13 protein-coding genes are annotated in these 18507 nt (G+C 54.0%); 8 read left to right on the top strand and 5 right to left on the bottom strand.

What is annotated here, in order from left to right; all coding sequences use genetic code 11:
- Positions 1-101 precede the first annotated feature (101 nt).
- Positions 102-431, top strand: coding sequence for a YnfA family protein (locus FD737_RS05775; RefSeq protein WP_176505722.1), 330 nt, complete (start codon positions 102-104; stop codon positions 429-431).
- 34 nt (positions 432-465) lie between these two features.
- Here the strand turns inward: FD737_RS05775 and ydfG are convergent, their stop codons facing one another.
- From ydfG to FD737_RS05755, 4 genes are all read right to left on the bottom strand, one after another.
- On the bottom strand, positions 466-1212 hold the full coding sequence (ydfG, locus tag FD737_RS05770) for a bifunctional NADP-dependent 3-hydroxy acid dehydrogenase/3-hydroxypropionate dehydrogenase YdfG (protein ID WP_097117098.1): 747 nt from the start codon (positions 1210-1212) through the stop codon (positions 466-468).
- 528 nt (positions 1213-1740) lie between these two features.
- On the bottom strand, positions 1741-3666 hold the full coding sequence (locus tag FD737_RS05765; RefSeq protein WP_160832951.1) for a methyl-accepting chemotaxis protein: 1926 nt from the start codon (positions 3664-3666) through the stop codon (positions 1741-1743).
- 251 nt (positions 3667-3917) lie between these two features.
- Positions 3918-5537: a methyl-accepting chemotaxis protein gene (locus tag FD737_RS05760; RefSeq protein ID WP_160832950.1), complete on the bottom strand. Its 1620-nt coding sequence runs from the start codon at positions 5535-5537 to the stop codon at positions 3918-3920.
- A 118-nt stretch (positions 5538-5655) separates the two neighbouring features.
- A complete protein-coding gene (locus tag FD737_RS05755) occupies positions 5656-6720 on the bottom strand; it encodes an alpha/beta fold hydrolase (protein WP_160832949.1) in 1065 nt (354 codons plus the stop codon).
- A 606-nt stretch (positions 6721-7326) separates the two neighbouring features.
- Between FD737_RS05755 and guaD the strand changes: the two genes are divergently transcribed.
- From guaD to dcp, 5 genes are all read left to right on the top strand, one after another.
- Positions 7327-8655 (top strand): guanine deaminase, encoded by a 1329-nt coding sequence (guaD, locus tag FD737_RS05750; protein ID WP_097117101.1) that lies wholly within the window; start codon positions 7327-7329, stop codon positions 8653-8655.
- A complete protein-coding gene (gene xdhA / locus FD737_RS05745; RefSeq protein WP_160832948.1) occupies positions 8652-10094 on the top strand; it encodes a xanthine dehydrogenase small subunit in 1443 nt (480 codons plus the stop codon). The genes guaD and xdhA overlap by 4 nt, the downstream gene beginning before the upstream one ends.
- Positions 10084-12450 carry a xanthine dehydrogenase molybdopterin binding subunit gene (gene xdhB, locus FD737_RS05740; RefSeq protein ID WP_160832947.1) on the top strand — a complete coding sequence of 789 codons (2367 nt, stop codon included), beginning with the start codon at positions 10084-10086 and terminating at the stop codon, positions 12448-12450. Before xdhA ends, xdhB begins: the two co-directional genes overlap by 11 nt.
- A complete protein-coding gene (gene xdhC / locus FD737_RS05735) occupies positions 12437-13219 on the top strand; it encodes a xanthine dehydrogenase accessory protein XdhC (RefSeq protein ID WP_097117104.1) in 783 nt (260 codons plus the stop codon). Before xdhB ends, xdhC begins: the two co-directional genes overlap by 14 nt.
- Positions 13220-13292: 73 nt before the next feature.
- On the top strand, positions 13293-15344 hold the full coding sequence (gene dcp / locus FD737_RS05730) for a peptidyl-dipeptidase Dcp (protein ID WP_160832946.1): 2052 nt from the start codon (positions 13293-13295) through the stop codon (positions 15342-15344).
- Positions 15345-15374: 30 nt separating this feature from the next.
- Here the strand turns inward: dcp and hpxO are convergent, their stop codons facing one another.
- Positions 15375-16532 carry an FAD-dependent urate hydroxylase HpxO gene (gene hpxO, locus FD737_RS05725; protein WP_160832945.1) on the bottom strand — a complete coding sequence of 386 codons (1158 nt, stop codon included), beginning with the start codon at positions 16530-16532 and terminating at the stop codon, positions 15375-15377.
- Between the two features lie 251 nt (positions 16533-16783).
- Between hpxO and FD737_RS05720 the strand changes: the two genes are divergently transcribed.
- Together FD737_RS05720 and FD737_RS05715 are read left to right on the top strand one after the other, a co-directional pair.
- Positions 16784-17023: a hypothetical protein gene (locus FD737_RS05720; protein ID WP_058960503.1), complete on the top strand. Its 240-nt coding sequence runs from the start codon at positions 16784-16786 to the stop codon at positions 17021-17023.
- A 75-nt stretch (positions 17024-17098) separates the two neighbouring features.
- Positions 17099-18349, top strand: a complete 1251-nt coding sequence (locus FD737_RS05715) for a phosphatase PAP2 family protein (RefSeq protein WP_097117107.1) — start codon at positions 17099-17101, stop codon at positions 18347-18349.
- The last annotated feature ends 158 nt before the right edge of the window (positions 18350-18507 follow it).

Raw genomic sequence — 18507 nt, 5'->3', positions numbered from 1 at the left:
GCCAGAAACCCGGCTGTCACAACCATGAGGGCTAGTATATCATCGCTGCAACTTTGCTCACCAGCGGTGAGCCTTTTGTTTAGGCGAGAGAGAGATTTTCTATGCTGGTGAAAACCACTTTACTGTTTTTTTTGACTGCGATTGCCGAAATTGTCGGCTGTTTTCTGCCGTGGCTGTGGCTGAAGAAGGGAATGACCGCGTGGCTTTTACTGCCTGCAGCGGCGAGTCTGGCGTTGTTTGTCTGGTTGCTGACGCTGCATCCGGCAGCAAGCGGTCGTGTGTACGCGGCTTACGGGGGTGTCTATGTGGTGACGGCGCTAATTTGGCTGCGCGTGGTGGATGGCGTCAAGCTCAGTACATGGGATTGGATTGGCGCGCTTGTAGCGTTTAGCGGCATGTTGATTATTGTCGCTGGTTGGGGCCGGGCGTAAGCGATGGGCGCAACCTGTGCGCCCGTGACAATATTCAGCCTTTATGCACTTTCAGACCCGCAAGCGTCTGGGAGACCGGCATGATTTCCAGCGTATTGATATTGACGTGTTTAGGCAGTGTCGTGACCCAATACACCGCTTCAGTGACATCTTCCGCTGTCAGCGCGGTGGTGCCTTCGTAAACGGCATCCGCACGCCCATCATCGCCTTTGAAGCGCACATTAGAAAACTCGGTGCCACCCACTAAGCCCGGCTCGATATCGGTGACGCGCAGCGCGGTACCGTGCAGATCGGTACGCAGATTGAGGCTGAACTGGCGCACGAATGCTTTGGTCGCGCCATAAACGTTGCCGCCCTGATAAGGCCAGCTGCCCGCGATGGAGCCGATGTTTACGATGTGACCGACATTGCGCTCCACCATGGCGGGCAGCACGGCACGCGTCATGTACACCAAACCTTTGTTGTTGGTGTCGATCATATTTTCCCAGTCTTCAATATTGGCTTTGTGCGCGGGCTCGATCCCTAATGCCAGACCGGCATTATTCACCAGCACGTCGATTTCACGCCACTCTGCGGGCAGCGCAGCGATAGCTTCATCGATAGCGGCGCGATTACGCACATCCAACTGAACGGTATAAAGGTTGGCACCCAACTCCTCTTTTAGCTCTTTCAGACGCTCTGCGCGGCGTCCGCTGGCAATCACTTTATGACCATTAGCGATGAAGCGACGGGTGATGCTCTCACCAAAACCGGCGGTGGCGCCAGTGACAAAAATAATCATCTCACTGTTCCTTAAACAATTGTACGTCAATGTTAACCAATTGATTTTAAATTTAAAAACCAACAATGAAACTCTACGAATTATGGGCGGGGGAAGCGAGATCATTTTGTGAGTGCCTGGTTGAGCAAATTTACCCGGCTGTAATCAGCTCTCCAATCCATAAACCGTATACATCATAAACCATCTATGCAGGCTCATGGTCTTTGTGCGTTGCGATAAATGTGGGATTAGCCGCTGTGGAGGGAATTTAACATGCGCAACAATCTGGCTTTGAGGAGGGCGGAGGCACGGGCACAGCGCTGCGTAACATGGGTCAATTCATGCTAACAGGTTGCATGCTTTGGTTGATTCAAGACATGCTGCTGCTTTTATGACTCACCGAGCCTGACGTGTGCTATCTGGCTGGCGGTGAGAGGTATTCAATTCATAACCGGATTCGGCCTGCTGTTTGCTCAGCGTTGCGAACGAAAGCGAACCTGGCATCGCGGTTTATCACCACGATACCAGGCGCCTGTTTGGCACAGTGAATCAGAAAGAACTCCAGTTATCCTCTGGGGAGCTTCCCGCTGTAGCCAGCGCTGTACGCGATTTTAGCGGAGAGAGAACCGGCTTTTTCACTTGGCTTTCAGCTTTGGGTATCACCGCATCAGCGCTCTCCATCAATTTAAACGTACTGACCAGTTCTGCCATTACGGCGGCCTGCTCGGACATGGACTGGGCTGCACTGGCTGACTCTTCAACCAACGCCGCATTCTGCTGCGTGGTGGTATCAATTTGCCCCATCGCGATATTGATTTGACCAATACCATCGCTTTGTTCGCGGCTGGCATGGGCAATTTCTTCAATCAGCTGCGTCATATTGTGGATATCAGACACAATACTGGTCATTCCCTGATCGGCTTTCACAACCAGCTCCCTGCCTGACGTCACGCGTGCAACCGTGTCATCAATCAGTGTTTTGATCTCGCGCGCGGCACCCGCGCTGCGCTGCGCCAGACTACGCACTTCGCTGGCAACCACCGCGAAGCCTCTTCCTGATTCTCCCGCTCGCGCAGCCTCAACAGCGGCATTCAGTGCCAAAATATTGGTCTGGAAAGCAATGCCGTCAATCACCTTAATAATTTCGGACATTTTCTGCGAATCGTTCGAGATTTCCTGTATGCGTGTCGAAACATCGTTCATTACGGCACCGTTGTCTCTGACCGCGGAGGCCACGCCACTAACAAACTGGCGCGCCTGCTCAGTATTACTGGCGGTATTGCTCAGCGTTGAAGTCAGCTCTTCTAACGTGGCGGCCGTTTCCTCCAGGCTTGCTGCCTGTTCATCGGTACGAGAGGCCAGATCATTGTTGCCACCGCTGATTTCACTGGAAGCAAGCGCGATGTTGTTGGCACCTTCACGCACGCGGAGCAGCACGCCCGAGAGTTTTTCAACAAAGCGGTTGAATGCCGCTGATATCTGCGCCAGCTCATCGCCGCCGCGCACTTCCAGGCGACGCGTCAGATCACCTTCCCCTGAAGCAACGTCTTCCAGGGCGTCGCGTAAAATGGCGAGGCGACGCAACTGCTGGTTGAACACCAGCCCGGCAATCAGCGCGGTAATAATCAGACTCACCAGGGTGATGAGGATGCTTTCCCGCTGTAATGTCGTCAGCGATGCCGTCACTTCATCACGATCAACGGCGATCACCAGTGACCACGGCGTCCCTTTTACCGGAGAGGCGTAAACGAACTGCTGTTCACCGCCGATGGTCAGTTCAGCATGCCCACCCTGACTGGCCAGATTTTGGATAACTTTGAGGTCGAGTGAAGGTGACAACTCAGTGACCGCCTTGAGAATAAGGTCAGACTTCGGCGCGGCAATCAATTTACCGCTGCTGTCCACCAGGAATGCAAAACTCTTCTCCAGTGGATGAATCGCATTCACCGTATTGGAGACGGTATCCAGGTGTAGATCGCTGCCGATCACACCCAATGTTTTTCCGTTATCGACAATCGGCTGAGCAAAAGTAATGGTCAGCTTGCCGGTTGAGGCATCAACATAGGGGGCCAGCAACACCGGATGGCCAGCTTTTACCGTTTCCAGATACCACGGACGCTGGCTGCCATCATAGGTGGCTGGCATAGGATGGACGAACACATGGGAATGAGGCTCAGGATAGACGATATAGGCATCATCAAACTCGCCAGCTTCGATCGCCGCACGCAGAAAAGGGACCGCATCGTCATGACGACCAAAAGCCGTTTTGATCGAACCGGTGATACGTTGTTTTTCTGCTGCCCAGCCAGCCAGTTCAGCCGCATGAACGCGGGAGAGCTGGCCAATGCGCTCATCAATGCTTTCAAGTGTCTTTCCACGCACGGTGGTGTAGGTAAAAGTGGCAAGTGCGATAAGAGATACTGCCGTGATGACCACGCTGATAGCGATTAAACGCGAGCGTATTGTTTTAAACATGTTTACCTTCCACCCAACTGGATCACATTAGAGGTTTGATTTTTCCAGAATGCGTCCTGCGTCACTGAAAATACGGAATACGTTCTCTGTTATCGGTAATCCCATCTAAAACTGTAGGGAACCGATTGCGCGGTGGAAGAGTATTAAGGCACTAAAAGGGAAGGGAGTCAGCGCGCCCGTCGTCCTGATAAAGAGAGACGGGCACACTATACTTAACGAAGCGAGCGCTCAAATGCACTCGCTGATACCGCTTAACTTAACGCGACGAGGGACAGCTGATGCGAGTCGGTATAACGGTCAGTGGCCAATGGCATCGCGTCCTCATCAACCTGGAACTGCGTCACCGACTGCTGCAAATTCACCACCTGCTGTTGCAGTGAGCTGGCAGCGGTTGCCACTTCAGCCACCAGTGAGGCATTCTGTTGTGTTACACCATCCATCTGCTGTATAGCGATGTTGATCTGCGAGATGCCGCGCGTCTGCTCGCCGGAAGCCAGCATCACTTCATCCATGATATCGGCCACTTTTTTCACATCGAGCATCACTTCATTCATGGTGACGCCAGCATCTTTAACCAGTCCTGAACCCTGCTCAATATTGCTGAGCGAGTCATTGATCATCAGGCCAATTTCCTTCGCGGCGGTGGCGCTGCGCTGAGCCAGCACTCGAACTTCCGAAGCGACCACAGCAAAACCGCGTCCCGCTTCTCCTGCACGCGCGGCTTCAACTGCTGCGTTCAAGGCCAGCAGGTTAGTCTGGAAGGCAATGCCGTCAATCACACCGACGATGTCGCCGATTTTTGCCGAGCTTTTCTCAATAGAACTCATGGTGGTGACCACTTCAGACACCACTGTTGCACCACGCGAAGCAGATTCTGATGCCTTCTGCGACAATGCGTTAGCTTTGCGCGTGTTGTCCTCATTGTTTTTCACTGTCGCCATAATTTGCTCCATGCTGGATGCCGTCTCATCCAGTGAGGCCGCCTGTTGCTCAGTCCGGCTGGAGAGGTCGATGTTGCCCGTCGCGATTTCTTCAACGCCGGAGCCGATCGCATCGGTGCCACTGCGGACCATCAGCACCATGTTTGCCAGGCCATCGCGCATACGCTGTACCGCGGCAAACAATTGCGCAATTTCATTTTTACCGGAGATATCGATGCGCGCACGTAAGTCACCTTCGGCGATGCGATCAAACACGTTGATCACATGATTGAGCGGCTTAACGATAAGATTGGTCATCACCGACCAGGCCAGCGCGGCCAACACCAGCGCACAGGCGATACAAAAGTATAGCGTAAACGCCATATGCTGAACCCGATCGCTGGAGTCACTGTAGGCGACATCAATACTTTTAATTTTAAAGGCCACCAGCGCTTTAGAGGCTTTATCAAAGGCACCGTACAACGCCGTTGATTTCCCTGCACGCTGGCGGTATTCATCCAGTTTGCCTGCTTCGAGCGCGGCAAAAGCCGGATCGATAAACTCTTTCATCAGCGCATCGCGTGTGGTGGCCATTTCAGCCGCAATTGGCTTCTCTGCTGAGGATTGTGGATATTTCAGATATTCCTGCCATTTCGCACTGGCGTTATCTATTTTACCTCTGGCGCGCTCAAGCGCGACTTTGGCTTTTTCGGCATCGCCACTGCCCACCAGTGATTCATATAAACGCAAATCCAGTCGTCCACGTAATAAAAGTTCTGAGCTTTCATTGAGCGCCACCAGGCCCGGCAAAACTTCGGTATCAACGGTGGCAAAGGATTTATTGCCAGACTGTACGGCAAATAACCCTAAAATACCGACGAACAGCAATAATGCTGTTAATGAAAAAACCATGATGCTGAGGGCGGTGCGGATCTTTATTCTATGAAACATAACTATTCCCTGAGAACGTTTAATTGAAAAAGATGAAGGCGTAGTAACAATGATTTTTTTATTAAAAGGGGAAGTCATGAGTGTGACTTCCAGTAAACAGGCGGATTTAACCCAGATACTAAGGCTTAGCGGTCTCGGCTAAGAAGGTCTGCAGTTTTTTATTATAAAACTTTGCTTGCATCATAGTGCCATGACCGCTGGTTTCAGCACTGGCCGGAATGAGCAGTAACTCCGCTTTCTTTATCTTGGGCAATTCACTCTGCAAAATGCCGGTTTCAACCGGATTACGTTCATCATCTGCTGAATTAATGATCAGCATGGGTGCGGTAATACGGCTCAATCCAGGCATGGCATTATAATTTGCCGACGAACCCCAGATATAAATGAAGTCGTTGGCATCCGCGGTGACAGGCGCAGCAAGACGTGCATCCACCAGTTTATCCGCCAGTGCGCGCGTCGGAGCTTTATGTTGATAAGCGAGCGTACCGCCGGTGGTGGCAATACTGAACATGATATTGGCGGTTTTAAGCGTAGGGGGTTGCTGTTGATAGTTGCCTTCAGCCCAGGCAGGATCGCCTTTGATCGATTCAATCAGCATGCGGCGAAGCATCCAGTTGCGGCCCGATAACTCATTCGGCTGCGACGCCATCGGGACCAGTGCATCCATCATGCCGGGATATTTTTCACCCCACAGCCACGTCTGCATCCCGCCCATGGAATAGCCCATCACCAGGCGTAAATGCGAAATGCCCAAACCTTCTTTAATCAGCCGATATTGTGCTGTCACCATATCGTCGTAATCGTAATGCGGGAAGGCCATTCTCAAGCCATCAGAAGGTTTGGATGATTTTCCTGAACCAATGCCTTCCGGGATGATAATAAAATACTTGCTGGCATCCAGCGCCTGTCCCGGGCCAAATAACTCCCCGGCAAATCCCGGTGCCAGTAAGGCACTCAGAGGTTGATTGGTTCCGTGCAGTAATAATACCGCTGGTTTATTCTTATCACCTAAAGTAATGTAGTGAATGCGCACATCTTTTAATTTTTCACCGCTATTAAAGCTAAATTCTTTTGCGATCCAGTCAGCTTCTGTCGGCGTGGGTAATGAACTGGCTGCGTGCGTTAAGGGTGATACAGTTAACAGAATGGCACTGGCCACTCCTGATATCATGCGATTAAACATAAACGTCGCTCTTAAGTGATGATATTCCCTGGAAGGCTGATATTAGTTTTAATAGAGATAAATCCCAATTAATATCAACGGGGTTCAAGGAAAAGCAGATAATAATCTTCTTTTTTGAGTTTTAACGAGACGATTTTTATGCGGTTTTTCTTATGCTAATACATCCGCATGCCATGATGATGTTTAACATTTCTGTATTAATTCTCTTATTTCATCTGTCTCATCGTATTCCCTCTCATTTGTTTTCACTATCAGCGCTTATTAGCACACCCAAATCCTTCCTCTGCCACACCGGAATCTTCCTGAAGTAAAATCTGTGCACTACAAGCGTGCGGCGCTGCACTTAAATGGTGCGCAGTTCGTGTTGTCATTACGCTTATTTCCTCAGGCATCTCATACCTGACACGCTTTTTATCCCCATGCAATCGGTTGCTTATTTTCGCAACCGATTGCGCATTCGATTGCGGTTCCAAAGGGACATGAAATTGAATGTGTAGTTTTTAAGTTGTTGATAGATTGCGATATTTTTATAAATCCTCATTGGCATAGCGTTTGCAATAAACCTTGAAGGCAACTCATTGCACTTTTACTTATCAAGGAACCGTTATGCCTTACGCCTCTGAAACGCTACTGCGCGCCAGTTTTTTTGATTTCACCGCACTGGCTTCTCAGCCCGATGATATCGCTGCGCATGCTCGCTACCTCGAAGACGGCTTGCTAACGTTGCGCGCGGGCAAGGTGGTGTCACTTGAAAGCTGGGAGATTGCAGAAGGGCGCGTTGATGCTGCCACGGTGATCGATCTGCGCGGCAAGCTAATTGTGCCGGGTTTTGTGGATACACATATTCATTATCCGCAAACGGAGATGATTGGCGCATTTGGCGAACAGTTGCTGGAGTGGCTAAACCAATATACTTTTCCGGTTGAGAGCCAATATCACTGCCCGGATCACGCGGCACAGATGTCGGCCTTCTTCCTGCAGCAACTGTTATCCAATGGCACCACCACGGCGCTGGTGTTTGGCACGGTGCACAAACAATCGGTCGATGCGCTGTTTCATGCCGCGCAACAGCTGGATATGCGTCTGATTGCCGGAAAGGTGATGATGGACCGCAACGCCCCCGCGTATCTGACAGAAACGCCGGAAGAGAGCTATCAGGATTCACGTGAACTGATTGAACGCTGGCATCAGCGTGGTCGTCTGAGCTATGCCTTGACGCCACGTTTCGCGCCCACCTCCTCGCCAGAACTGCTGGAGAAAGTCCGTCAACTGCGCAGCGAGTTCCCGGATACCTGGCTGCACACCCATCTGAGCGAAAATCAGCAGGAGATCGCCTGGGTCAAATCGCTGTTCCCGGAGCGGGACGGCTATCTCGATGTTTACCACCATCATCAGCTCACCGGAAAGCGCAGCGTCTTTGCACACTGTCTGCATCTGGAAGAGAACGAGTGGCAATGCCTGCACGACACCGATTCTTCTATCGCATTTTGTCCGACGTCGAACCTGTTTCTTGGCAGTGGCCTGTTCAATATTAAACGCTGCTGGCAGCAGGGCGTGCGCATGGGCATCGGCACCGATGTCGGCGCAGGCACCACCTTTAATATGCTGCAAACGCTGGGTGAAGCGTACAAAGTTGGGCAGTTGCAGCAGTACAAACTCAGCGCCTGCGAAGCCTTTTACCACGCGACGCTGGGCGGTGCGCATGCACTGGACATCGACGATAAAATTGGCAACTTCAATCCCGGTAAAGAAGCGGATTTCGTGGTGATCGACCCGGCGGTTTCGCCGCTGCAAAAGCTGCGTAGCGGTAATAGCAAAGATATCTGGGAGCGCTTGTTTGTGATGATGACGCTGGGAGACGATCGCAACATTGCGCAAACCTGGGTTAGCGGCAAACCGGTGTGGCAGCGCGATCGAGAAGAGGCAACGGTATGATCCAGTTTCTGCTGAATAATCGGTTGGTCACCGAAACGGCCTTAGACCCGAATCTGACCGTGCTTAACTACCTGCGTAGCCATCAACAGCGGCGGGGAACCAAAGAGGGCTGCGCATCAGGTGACTGCGGTGCCTGTACGGTGACGCTGGGAAAAGTGGTGGCGGGGCGAATGCAGTATCAGGCCATCAACAGTTGCCTGACGCTGGTTAGCAGCCTGCAAGGCAAACAGCTGATCACCGTGGAAGATTTGAAACAGGGCCGTGAACTGCACAGCGTGCAGCAGGCGATGGTGGATTGCCACGGCTCGCAATGCGGCTACTGTACGCCGGGCTTTGTCATGTCGCTGTTCACTTTGCAGAAAAATACACAGGGCTGGAATCCGCAGCAGGCTGAACAAGCGCTGGCAGGCAATCTGTGTCGCTGCACGGGCTACCGGCCAATTATGGCCGCCGCACAGCAAGCTTATGAGCAACCCGCAGAAGATAATTTTACGGCGGATGAGTCGGCACTGGTTCAGCGCTTACAGGCGTTGGATAACGGGGAAGTACAAATTCTCGAAGCCAACGGCAGTCGCTGTTTCGTCCCGAAAACACTGGCACAGCTCGCGGCACTGTATCAGCAGTATCCTGAAGCGCAACTGTTGGCCGGCGGCACCGATCTCACATTGAAAATGACTCAGCAGTATCAACGTTTACCGCTGCTAATTGCGCTGGAACAGATTGAGGCGTTAAGCGTTTGTTCTGAAGATAAAGAGGATATTCATCTGGGCGCTGCTGCACCGCTTCACCATTGCTACCATTTCCTGGCAGCGAGAATTCCTGCCTTCAGTGCCACATTAGAGCGCTTTGCATCATTACAGATCCGCAATCAGGGTACGCTCGGCGGCAATATCGGCAATGCTTCACCGATCGGTGATTGTGCGCCCATGTTGCTGGCACTCAATGCGCGATTGGTGTTGCAGCAGGGAGAAAGCCTACGTGAAGTGCCGCTGGACCAGTTCTTCACTGGCTACAGGCAAACCGTGTTGCAGCCAGGGGAATTCATTCACTCAATAGTGATACCGAAAGTGACGGTGTCACCTAATTTCGTGGCATGGAAAGTGGCAAAACGTCTGGATGATGATATTTCGGCGGTGTTTATCGCCATCAACATTCAGCTTAAAGAAGGCGTGGTGGTGCAGGCACGACTGGCCTTTGGCGGCATGGCCGCAACGCCCAAACGGGCAACCGCAGCCGAGGCCGCGCTTAATGGTCAGCCACTGAATCAAGCTTCCATTGAGCAAGCCTGCGCGGCGCTCAGCCAGGATTTCCAGCCGTTAAGCGATTTTCGCGCCAGCGCCGACTACCGCTTGCAGGTCGCGCGCAATCTATTGCGTCGTTACTACGCGCAAACCTGTGGCGAACTGACCCTCACCGAGGTGGCGCGCTATGTCTCATAACCGACCCGAACTCAGCGAAACGCTGTTAAAAAGCCAGTTTGCCAGCGACATAAAAACCGGTGTGGGCCGCAGTCAGAAGCATGAAAGCGCCGATAAACACGTCACGGGTGAAGCGATTTATATAGATGATCGGCCGGATCTGCCTGGTCTACTGCATTTGTGCCCACGTCTGAGTGAGCATGCGCATGCGCGGATCACACATATCGATGTGCAGCCTTGCTATGCCGTGCCCGGCGTGGTGAGCGTGCTAACCTGGCGCGATGTGCCGGGTCTGAATGATGTGGGTCCGTTAGAGCCGGGCGATCCGTTACTGGCAATGGATATCGTGGAATATCTGGGGCAGATCGTGATTGCGGTGGCAGCGGATTCACCCGAAGCCGCGCGCGCCGGTGCTGCCGCCGCCATCATCGAATATCAGCCACTGCCGGCGATCCTGGATGTGCGTGAAGCCCTGGAACAGCGTCACTTTGTGCAGCAGCCGCACGTCCATCAACGGGGTAATGCTGAAGCGGCACTGGCGCGTGCGCCGCATCGTATTCAGGGTGAATTTCATATAGGCGGTCAGGAGCACTTCTATCTGGAAACCCAGACCGCGTTAGTGATCCCAGGTGAAGACGACAGCCTGCAGGTTTTCTCATCGACGCAGAACCCGACGGAAGTGCAGAAGCTGGTGGCCGAAGTGATGGATATCACCATGAACAAAGTCACCATTGATATGCGCCGGATGGGCGGCGGGTTTGGCGGTAAAGAGACGCAGGCTGCGAGTGTGGCCTGCTTGTGTGCGATTGCCGCGCGCCAGACGCTGCATCCGGTAAAAATGCGTCTGGCGCGACGCGATGATATGCGTATCACCGGTAAGCGCCATCCCTTCTTTGTGCGTTACGATGTGGGCTTTGATGAGGAAGGTCGTTTCTGTGGTGTCAAAATCGATTTGGCGGGAAACTGCGGGTATTCCCTCGATCTGAGCGGATCAATTGTCGATCGTGCGATGTTCCACGCCGATAACGCCTATTACCTCGGCGATGCGCTGATCACCGGTTATCGCTGCCGCACGCACACCGCGTCTAACACCGCCTATCGCGGTTTTGGCGGGCCTCAGGGCATGGTGGCGATTGAGCAGATCATGGACCATATCGCCCGCGAGCGCGGTTTGGACCCGCTCGAACTGCGTAAGCGAAACTATTACGGCAAGCAGGATCGCAACATCACCCATTACCATCAGCAGGTGGAGGATAATCTGCTGATGGAGATAACGGAACAGCTGGAAGCCAGCAGCGATTACGCCACGCGTCGCGCGGACATCACAGCGTTTAACGCCAGTCATCGTTATATGAAACGCGGTCTGGCCTTAACGCCGGTGAAGTTTGGCATCTCCTTTACCTCCAGCTTCCTCAATCAGGCCGGTGCCTTAATTTTGATCTACACCGATGGCACGGTGCAGCTCAATCACGGTGGCACCGAAATGGGTCAGGGACTGAATACCAAGGTGGCGCAGATTGTCGCGGAAGTGCTGCAAATCGATATCAGCCAGATTCAGGTCACGGCGACCGACACCGGAAAAGTGCCGAACACCTCACCCACGGCGGCCTCCAGCGGGGCCGATCTTAACGGCAAAGCGGCGCAGAATGCCGCGCAGATATTGCGCGATCGCCTGACGGAAATGCTGTGTCAGCAGCATCACTGCACGGTCGACGCCATCTCCTTTAGCAATGGCATTGTGCGCGTTGGCGAGTTGCATTTTACTTTTGCGCAGGTGGCGCAGCAGGCGTGGCTGAATCAGGTGCCGTTATCCGCCACCGGATTTTACAAAGTGCCCGGCATCCATTACGACCGCAATGCCGGACGCGGCAAACCCTTTTATTACTTCGCTTATGGCGCGGCGTGCTGCGAAGTGCTGGTGGATACCTTAACCGGTGAATATCGTTTGCTGCGCGCGGATATCCTGCATGACGTTGGCGCCTCGCTCAATCCGGCGCTGGATATTGGGCAAGTGGAGGGCGGTTTCGTGCAGGGCATGGGCTGGTTAACCTGCGAAGAGCTGGTGTGGAACGATCAGGGCAAGCTGCTAACAGACGGCCCGGCGAGTTACAAAATCCCCGCCATCAGCGATGTCCCACATGATTTGCGCGTCACGCTGGTAGAGAACCGTAAAAATCCGCAGGACACGGTATTCCATTCGAAAGCCGTGGGTGAGCCGCCGTTTATGCTGGGCATTGCGGTGTGGTGTGCGTTACAGGATGCCGTAGCCAGCGTGGGTAACTACCGCCGCCATCCGCAACTGGATGCACCCGCCACGCCGGAGCGCGTTTTCTGGGGCGTTCAGCGCCTCTCAGGAGCGGATGATGATTTATCATGACTGGATCGCCGTACTGCACAGTTTACGTGAGAAACGTGAGAGCTGCGTTTTAGTCACCGTGCTGAGCCAGCGCGGATCGGTCCCGCGCGATCGCGGCAGTAAAATGGTGGTCAGCGCCAGCGATACTTATCTCACCATCGGCGGCGGTCATCTGGAATATCAGTGCATTGCGCTGGCGCGCGAGATGCTGGAGCAGCGTTGCCAGCAGCCGCGCAGCGAAGAGTTTGCGCTGGCTGCGCGCCTCGGCCAGTGCTGCGGCGGGCATGCCACGCTGCTGTTTGAACCACTGATGCAGCAGCAACCTGAAATCCAGCTTTACGGCGCAGGCCACGTCGGGCAGGCGCTGGTAAACCTGCTGGCAACGTTACCCTGTCACATTACCTGGATTGATAGCCGCGCCGCCCAGTTTCGCCATGTGCCGCCGGGCGTCACGGTGCGCCAGGTAGAGGACCCGATCGATTGCGTCAAAGAGGCCGCGCCCGACAGCTACTTCATTGTGATGACCCACGACCATCCGCTCGATTTGGCGCTAAGCGAAGCCATTTTGCGGCGCGGTGATTTTCGCTATGCCGGCGTTATTGGTTCGGCTACCAAAGCGCAGCGCTTTCGCTATCGGCTGGAAGGCAAAGGGATCGCTGCGGATGCAGTGGCGCGGCTGCGCTGTCCGCTCGGCCTGCCGGATGTGAAAGGCAAACTGCCAGCGGAAATCGCCGTGGCGGTAGCGGGTGAAATCATCAGTGTGTATCAGCGCCAGCAGAGCGGTTGTTGAGTGACGTTGAAACTGCCAGGATAGAAGCATCCCGCCGCACCGGTTGCGGCGTTGCTGATTATCAGGAGCGATAATGACTTCACGAGCCAATCCGTTTTTCACCGTCAGTGCATTGCCCTATCAAACTCCGCCTTTTGACCTGATTCAGGAAGCCGATTTTCTTCCGGCGCTTGAAGCGGGTATTGAAGAGAAGCGTCAGGAAATTGCCGCTATTGCCAACAATCCTGAACCCGCCACGTTCGCCAACACTTATGAAGCTCTGGAGCGCAGCGGGCAGCTGCTAAGCCGCGTCAACCTGGTGTTTGGTGCCATGACGTCAGCCAACACCAGTGATGTATTGCAGGAAGTTGATGAGCTAATCACGCCTAAACTCACGGCGCTAAATGATGAGATCCATCTCAACAGCCAGCTGTTTGCCCGCCTCGACAGCGTTTACCAGCATCGCGGCGCTGCCTGTCCGGATGCGGAATCGATGCGTTTGGTGGAAGTGACCTGGCAGCATTTCCAGCTGGCTGGGGCCAGCCTGAGCGACGCAGATAAAGAGCAGCTGCGTGCCTGCAATCAGGAACTCGCCACGTTGAGTACCCGTTTTGGCAATAAGCTGCTGGCGGCGACCAAAGCGGGCGCGTATACGGTGAGCAGCGCAGCGGCGCTGGCGGGATTGAGTGAAGAAGAGTTAGCGCATGCTAAAGCCGCAGCGGAGGCGCGTGGATTGCACGGCGAATGGCTGCTGCCGTTACAGAACACCACGCAACAGCCTGCATTGCAGTCACTGGAAGTGCGCGCCACGCGTGAAGCGCTGTTCAACCAGGCACTCACGCGCAGCGAACAGGGCGATGACAATGACACACGCGCGATTGTGTTACGCATGGCACAGCTGCGCGCAGAGCAGGCTAAGCTGCTCGGATTCAAGACTTATGCGGAATGGAGCATGCAGGATCAGATGGCGAAAACGCCGGATGCTGCCTTTGCGTTTATGCGTAATATTGTTCCGGCGGCGCGGGCACGCGCTGAGCGAGAAGGGTCAGACATTCAGCAGGTCATTGAACAACAGCACCACACTTTCCCGCTGCGCGCCTGGGATTGGAATTTCTACGCTGAACAAGTGAGAAAAGCTAAATACGCACTGGATGAGAGCCAAATCCGCCCGTACTTTGAGCTGAATAATGTATTGGAAAAGGGCGTGTTCTGGTCCGCCAGCCAGCTGTTTGGCATCCGCTTCCAGCAGCGTCACGATCTGCCGGTGTATCATCCGGACGTTAACGTTTATGAAATCTTTGATGCTGATGATACGCCTTTAGCGCTGTTCTATACCGACCTCTACAAGCGGGATAACAAAAGCGGCGGCGCCTGGATGAGCAACTTCGTTGACCAGAGTACGCTGCTGGGCACCAAGCCGGTGATCTACAACGTCTGCAACTACACCAAACCGCAGGCTGGGCAACCTGCGTTGCTCAGCTGGGATGAGGTGATCACGCTGTTCCACGAATTCGGTCATGCGCTACACGGTTTGTTTGCCACCCAGCGTTATCCAAGCCTGTCCGGTACCGCTACGCCACGCGATTTCGTCGAGTTCCCTTCGCAGATTAACGAGCACTGGGCTAGCGATGAAAAGGTGTTTGCCAACTATGCCCGTCATTATCAGAGCGGTGAGGCGATGCCCGTGGAACTGCGTGAGAAGATGGTGCGCGCGTCTAAGTTCAACAAGGGCTACGACATGACCGAACTGCTGGCGGCGGCATTGCTGGATCTGCAATGGCATTCGCTGACCACGCAGGACAACCCGCAGGATGTCAGTCACTTTGAACTACAGGCGCTGGCGGCGGAAAACATCGCGTTAACCACGGTGCCGCCACGTTATCGCTCCACCTACTTCCGTCATATCTGGGGCGGCGGTTACGCGGCTGGTTATTACGCCTATATCTGGACGCAAATGTTAGCCGATGATGGTTATCAGGCTTTCGTTGAACGTGGTGGGTTGAGTCGTGAGAATGGCCAGCAATTCCGTGATCATATTCTTTCACGCGGTAACAGCAGCGATCTGCAACATCTGTGGCTGGCATGGCGTGGAAAAGCACCGGAGATTGGTCCGATGCTGAAGAATCGCGGTTTAGAAGAGGCGTGATAAGCAGGGCGCACGGCGTGCGCCCTGGCATTAACCCAACGGGCCACCTTCAATGGTGTCGCACATGCCGGCCAGCACTCGCTCGCCGGTTTCGTTTTTCAAATCGGCGTACCACGCAGCGGTGATTTCGGCATCTTTGGCATGCGTCACGTCGCAGCGTTTACGTGCTTTCAACACCAAATCTTTGGTGCGTTCCACGCGGCGTGCCTCGTAGCGCTGCAATCCATCTTCGATTCCCAACGAGTGTGAGGCCAGCGTCTGCGCCAGCACCACCGCATCTTCCATCGCGGCACAACCGCCCTGGCCGATATCTGGCGTGGTGCTGTGCGCCGCGTCGCCGAGTAAAGCCACGCGACCTTTGACGAAACGGCTAAAGGGTTCGATGTCGTGAATTTCAACCCGATTGGTGGTATCGGGATTGATACTGTCGATCAGGCGCTGCACCGGATCGGCCCAGCCGCTGAAGTAATTCTTCAGATCCTGGCGCAGAGTGGAACGATCTTCTGCTAAGCCTTTGGGCAAAGGTACGTCGAAGAAGAAGTAAAAGCGGTTGCCGCTCACTGGCATCAGGGAGACGCGCTTGCCTTCACCGACAAAGGTTGTCCACTGATCGGCTGGGGCGATGCTTTCATCTATGGTCACTAAGCCGTTCCAGTTAACGTAACCGGCGTAGCGTCGTTCTACATTTTCACCTAGCACATAGTGGCGGATCACGGAATGCGTACCGTCGGCGGCGACCAGGAAATCGCCTTCAGCCTGACTACCATCATCAAACCAGGCGGTGACGCCGGTGGTGCTTTGCTCGACGTGGGTCACGCGTTTACCGAACTGAATGCGTGAGCGACCATAGGTATCGATCAGCATCCCCTGTAACTCGGCGCGAGCGACCGGATAAGGGTATTCGCCCACCTGCTGCACCAGGGGTGACAGGCTAAAGCGGGTCAGGGTGCTGCCACTGTGCGCATCGTTATAGGCCATAAACGCCATATTGCCGCCCAGTGCCTGCAGTTGCTGTTTCATGCCGAGCGCGTTCAGGCATTTGACGCCGTTGGGCCAGATCGAGATCGCCGCACCGACTGGCTTCATCTCTTTGACCGCTTCAAAAACGGCCGTATCGAATCCTGCTTTCTCCAGCGCAATCGCCGCGCTCATGCCGCCAATGCCCGCTCCAATCACAATCGCTTTCATCACTGTCTCCTTTGTCTACCTGATTAACCCTGCAACTTTCGTACCATCAGGTTTGTTGTGAACTATTTCTTCGTAAGGAATTGATTATTAATGGGTGTTTTTAATGGTCCGATGCGTGCATTGCACCGTTAGTGCGCAACGCTTTGCACAACAAGAGGGCGGTGAAAGCAGGGTTTGAATCAAATGTTCCAATATGGCGTTTGGCAGAGAAGAGGCCATACTGTTTAGAACCTTTTCGCGAGGAATTTCCCATGAAGTGGATAATGGTGTTGATGATGCTGTTCAGTGCGGGTGCAATGGCGCAAACCCAGTGGCAACCGGAAAGAAAAGCGCCCGTGGTGCAACTGACGCCGGTGGCGGCCAAATGCGATCTCTCGTCCTGCCAGCAAAACTGTTATGTACAGCAATCGCAATGCAAAAATGACAACGGCGGCGGCTGTGGATCGCTCGCACAAATTTGCGTACAAAACTGTTCGAACGAGTGCCGATAAATGAAATAAATCTGTCATAACAGGGTGCTAGCGTGTTTCCCCGGCAAGGTAATATTCTGATAACAGGGGAAAATAATGAAAACCCGCTACACACTGATTGCAACGGTTTTACTGCTCGCTCAACAGGCCCATGCGACAACACTGCCGCAGGCGGCCGCACTGGCTGCACAAACGTCTACCGGTTCAACCCCAGGCTATACGCAGCTGGAGCAACAGTCGTTGCAGGCTCAGCGCACCTGGCTGCAAGGCGACAGTGCGTCACTGAAACGTGAGCAACTGGAAAAAGCCAAACAGACCAGCACGCAGGCAGACAAAGCCTGGCTGAAAAGCAGTGGCTATGATTTCAACGTGAAGCAAAATCAGCAGGCTGGCATCGCGCTGTTATCAGGTTTCAGCACATTGCCAGACAGCGTATTGACGGCTAACCGCGCCACCGTGACTGATATCAACCTGAATGCCACGCAGAACGTGCGTCATCAGGCGTTGCAGGATGCGGAAGCGATCGGCTCGCTGTATTTCCTGTCTGATGCCATGGGACCGCGTTTGGGTAAAGCCTTCATCGCGGCTTATGACAAAGGCGAACTGAGCAAAGCCGCTGCGCTGATTAAGGCCAGTGAAGTCAGCACCAGCGCTGCCAAAAAACACTTTAACTATCCGCGCCCGTTCCTGCATGAAGGCAATACCATCCATCTGGTACCCGATGATGTGGTGGTGAAAGACAATGTGCGCTATACCGCGGACGGCGGATCGTTCCCCAGCGGGCACACCAATACCGGTTATACCGATGCGCTGCTGATGGCCGAAATGGTGCCGGAACGCTTTGAGGCACTGGTGACACGCGGTGCGCGTTATGGATATTCGCGTCTGGTGTTAGGCGTGCACTATCCGCTGGACGTGATGGGTTCACGTATGGTGGCAGAGCGCAACGTGGCGACTTACCTCAACGATGCACGCTATCAGGTGCTGTTCAAAGAGGCGCGCGATCAACTGCGTGCCGCGCTGGAGAAGGAGTGTGGTACTTCGCTAGCTGAATGCGCACGCACAACCGGCAAGGACGATCCTTACCGCGCGCCGGATATGAAGCAATTCTATCGTTTCACGCTGAGCTACAATCTGCCAAAAGCCAATGTGAAAAATACGCCGATTCAGGTGCCGCAGGGCGCAGAGATCCTGCTGAAAACGGCGCTGCCGCACCTGTCTGACGCGCAGATTCGTCGCCTGATGGTGAAAACCGCCTTGCCAAACGGTTATCCGTTGTCGGGTAATGCTGAGCAATCCTTCTGGCAGCGCGTCGATCTCACCGCCGCGTACAGCATGGCGAAGTGATCCTGACGCGGGCACTAACGTCGTCAATACGTCGGTGCCCGCAACTCACGGATTTGCGTTCTTGTTATGGTGATCAAACGCAAAGAGCGTAGAAAGGATTAACGCTGACTGCGGCAACAGCGGGATAGTCAGGACAAACCGCACATTATCTTTTCAGA

Source organism: Pantoea sp. Seng (assembly GCF_009829935.1).
Taxonomy (GTDB): Bacteria; Pseudomonadota; Gammaproteobacteria; order Enterobacterales; family Enterobacteriaceae; genus Pantoea; species Pantoea communis.
This window is presented reverse-complemented; position numbering and strand designations above follow the sequence as displayed.

Bases quoted from the DNA above. Each gene is read 5' to 3' on its own strand.
- FD737_RS05775 (WP_176505722.1), top strand. From the start codon at position 102: ATGCTGGTGAAAACCACTTTACTGTTTTTTTTGACTGCGATTGCCGAA.
- ydfG (WP_097117098.1), bottom strand. From the start codon at position 1,212: ATGATTATTTTTGTCACTGGCGCCACCGCCGGTTTTGGTGAGAGCATC.
- FD737_RS05765 (WP_160832951.1), bottom strand. From the start codon at position 3,666: ATGTTTAAAACAATACGCTCGCGTTTAATCGCTATCAGCGTGGTCATC.
- FD737_RS05760 (WP_160832950.1), bottom strand. From the start codon at position 5,537: ATGTTTCATAGAATAAAGATCCGCACCGCCCTCAGCATCATGGTTTTT.
- FD737_RS05755 (WP_160832949.1), bottom strand. From the start codon at position 6,720: ATGTTTAATCGCATGATATCAGGAGTGGCCAGTGCCATTCTGTTAACT.
- guaD (WP_097117101.1), top strand. From the start codon at position 7,327: ATGCCTTACGCCTCTGAAACGCTACTGCGCGCCAGTTTTTTTGATTTC.
- xdhA (WP_160832948.1), top strand. From the start codon at position 8,652: ATGATCCAGTTTCTGCTGAATAATCGGTTGGTCACCGAAACGGCCTTA.
- xdhB (WP_160832947.1), top strand. From the start codon at position 10,084: ATGTCTCATAACCGACCCGAACTCAGCGAAACGCTGTTAAAAAGCCAG.
- xdhC (WP_097117104.1), top strand. From the start codon at position 12,437: ATGATTTATCATGACTGGATCGCCGTACTGCACAGTTTACGTGAGAAA.
- dcp (WP_160832946.1), top strand. From the start codon at position 13,293: ATGACTTCACGAGCCAATCCGTTTTTCACCGTCAGTGCATTGCCCTAT.
- hpxO (WP_160832945.1), bottom strand. From the start codon at position 16,532: ATGAAAGCGATTGTGATTGGAGCGGGCATTGGCGGCATGAGCGCGGCG.
- FD737_RS05720 (WP_058960503.1), top strand. From the start codon at position 16,784: ATGAAGTGGATAATGGTGTTGATGATGCTGTTCAGTGCGGGTGCAATG.
- FD737_RS05715 (WP_097117107.1), top strand. From the start codon at position 17,099: ATGAAAACCCGCTACACACTGATTGCAACGGTTTTACTGCTCGCTCAA.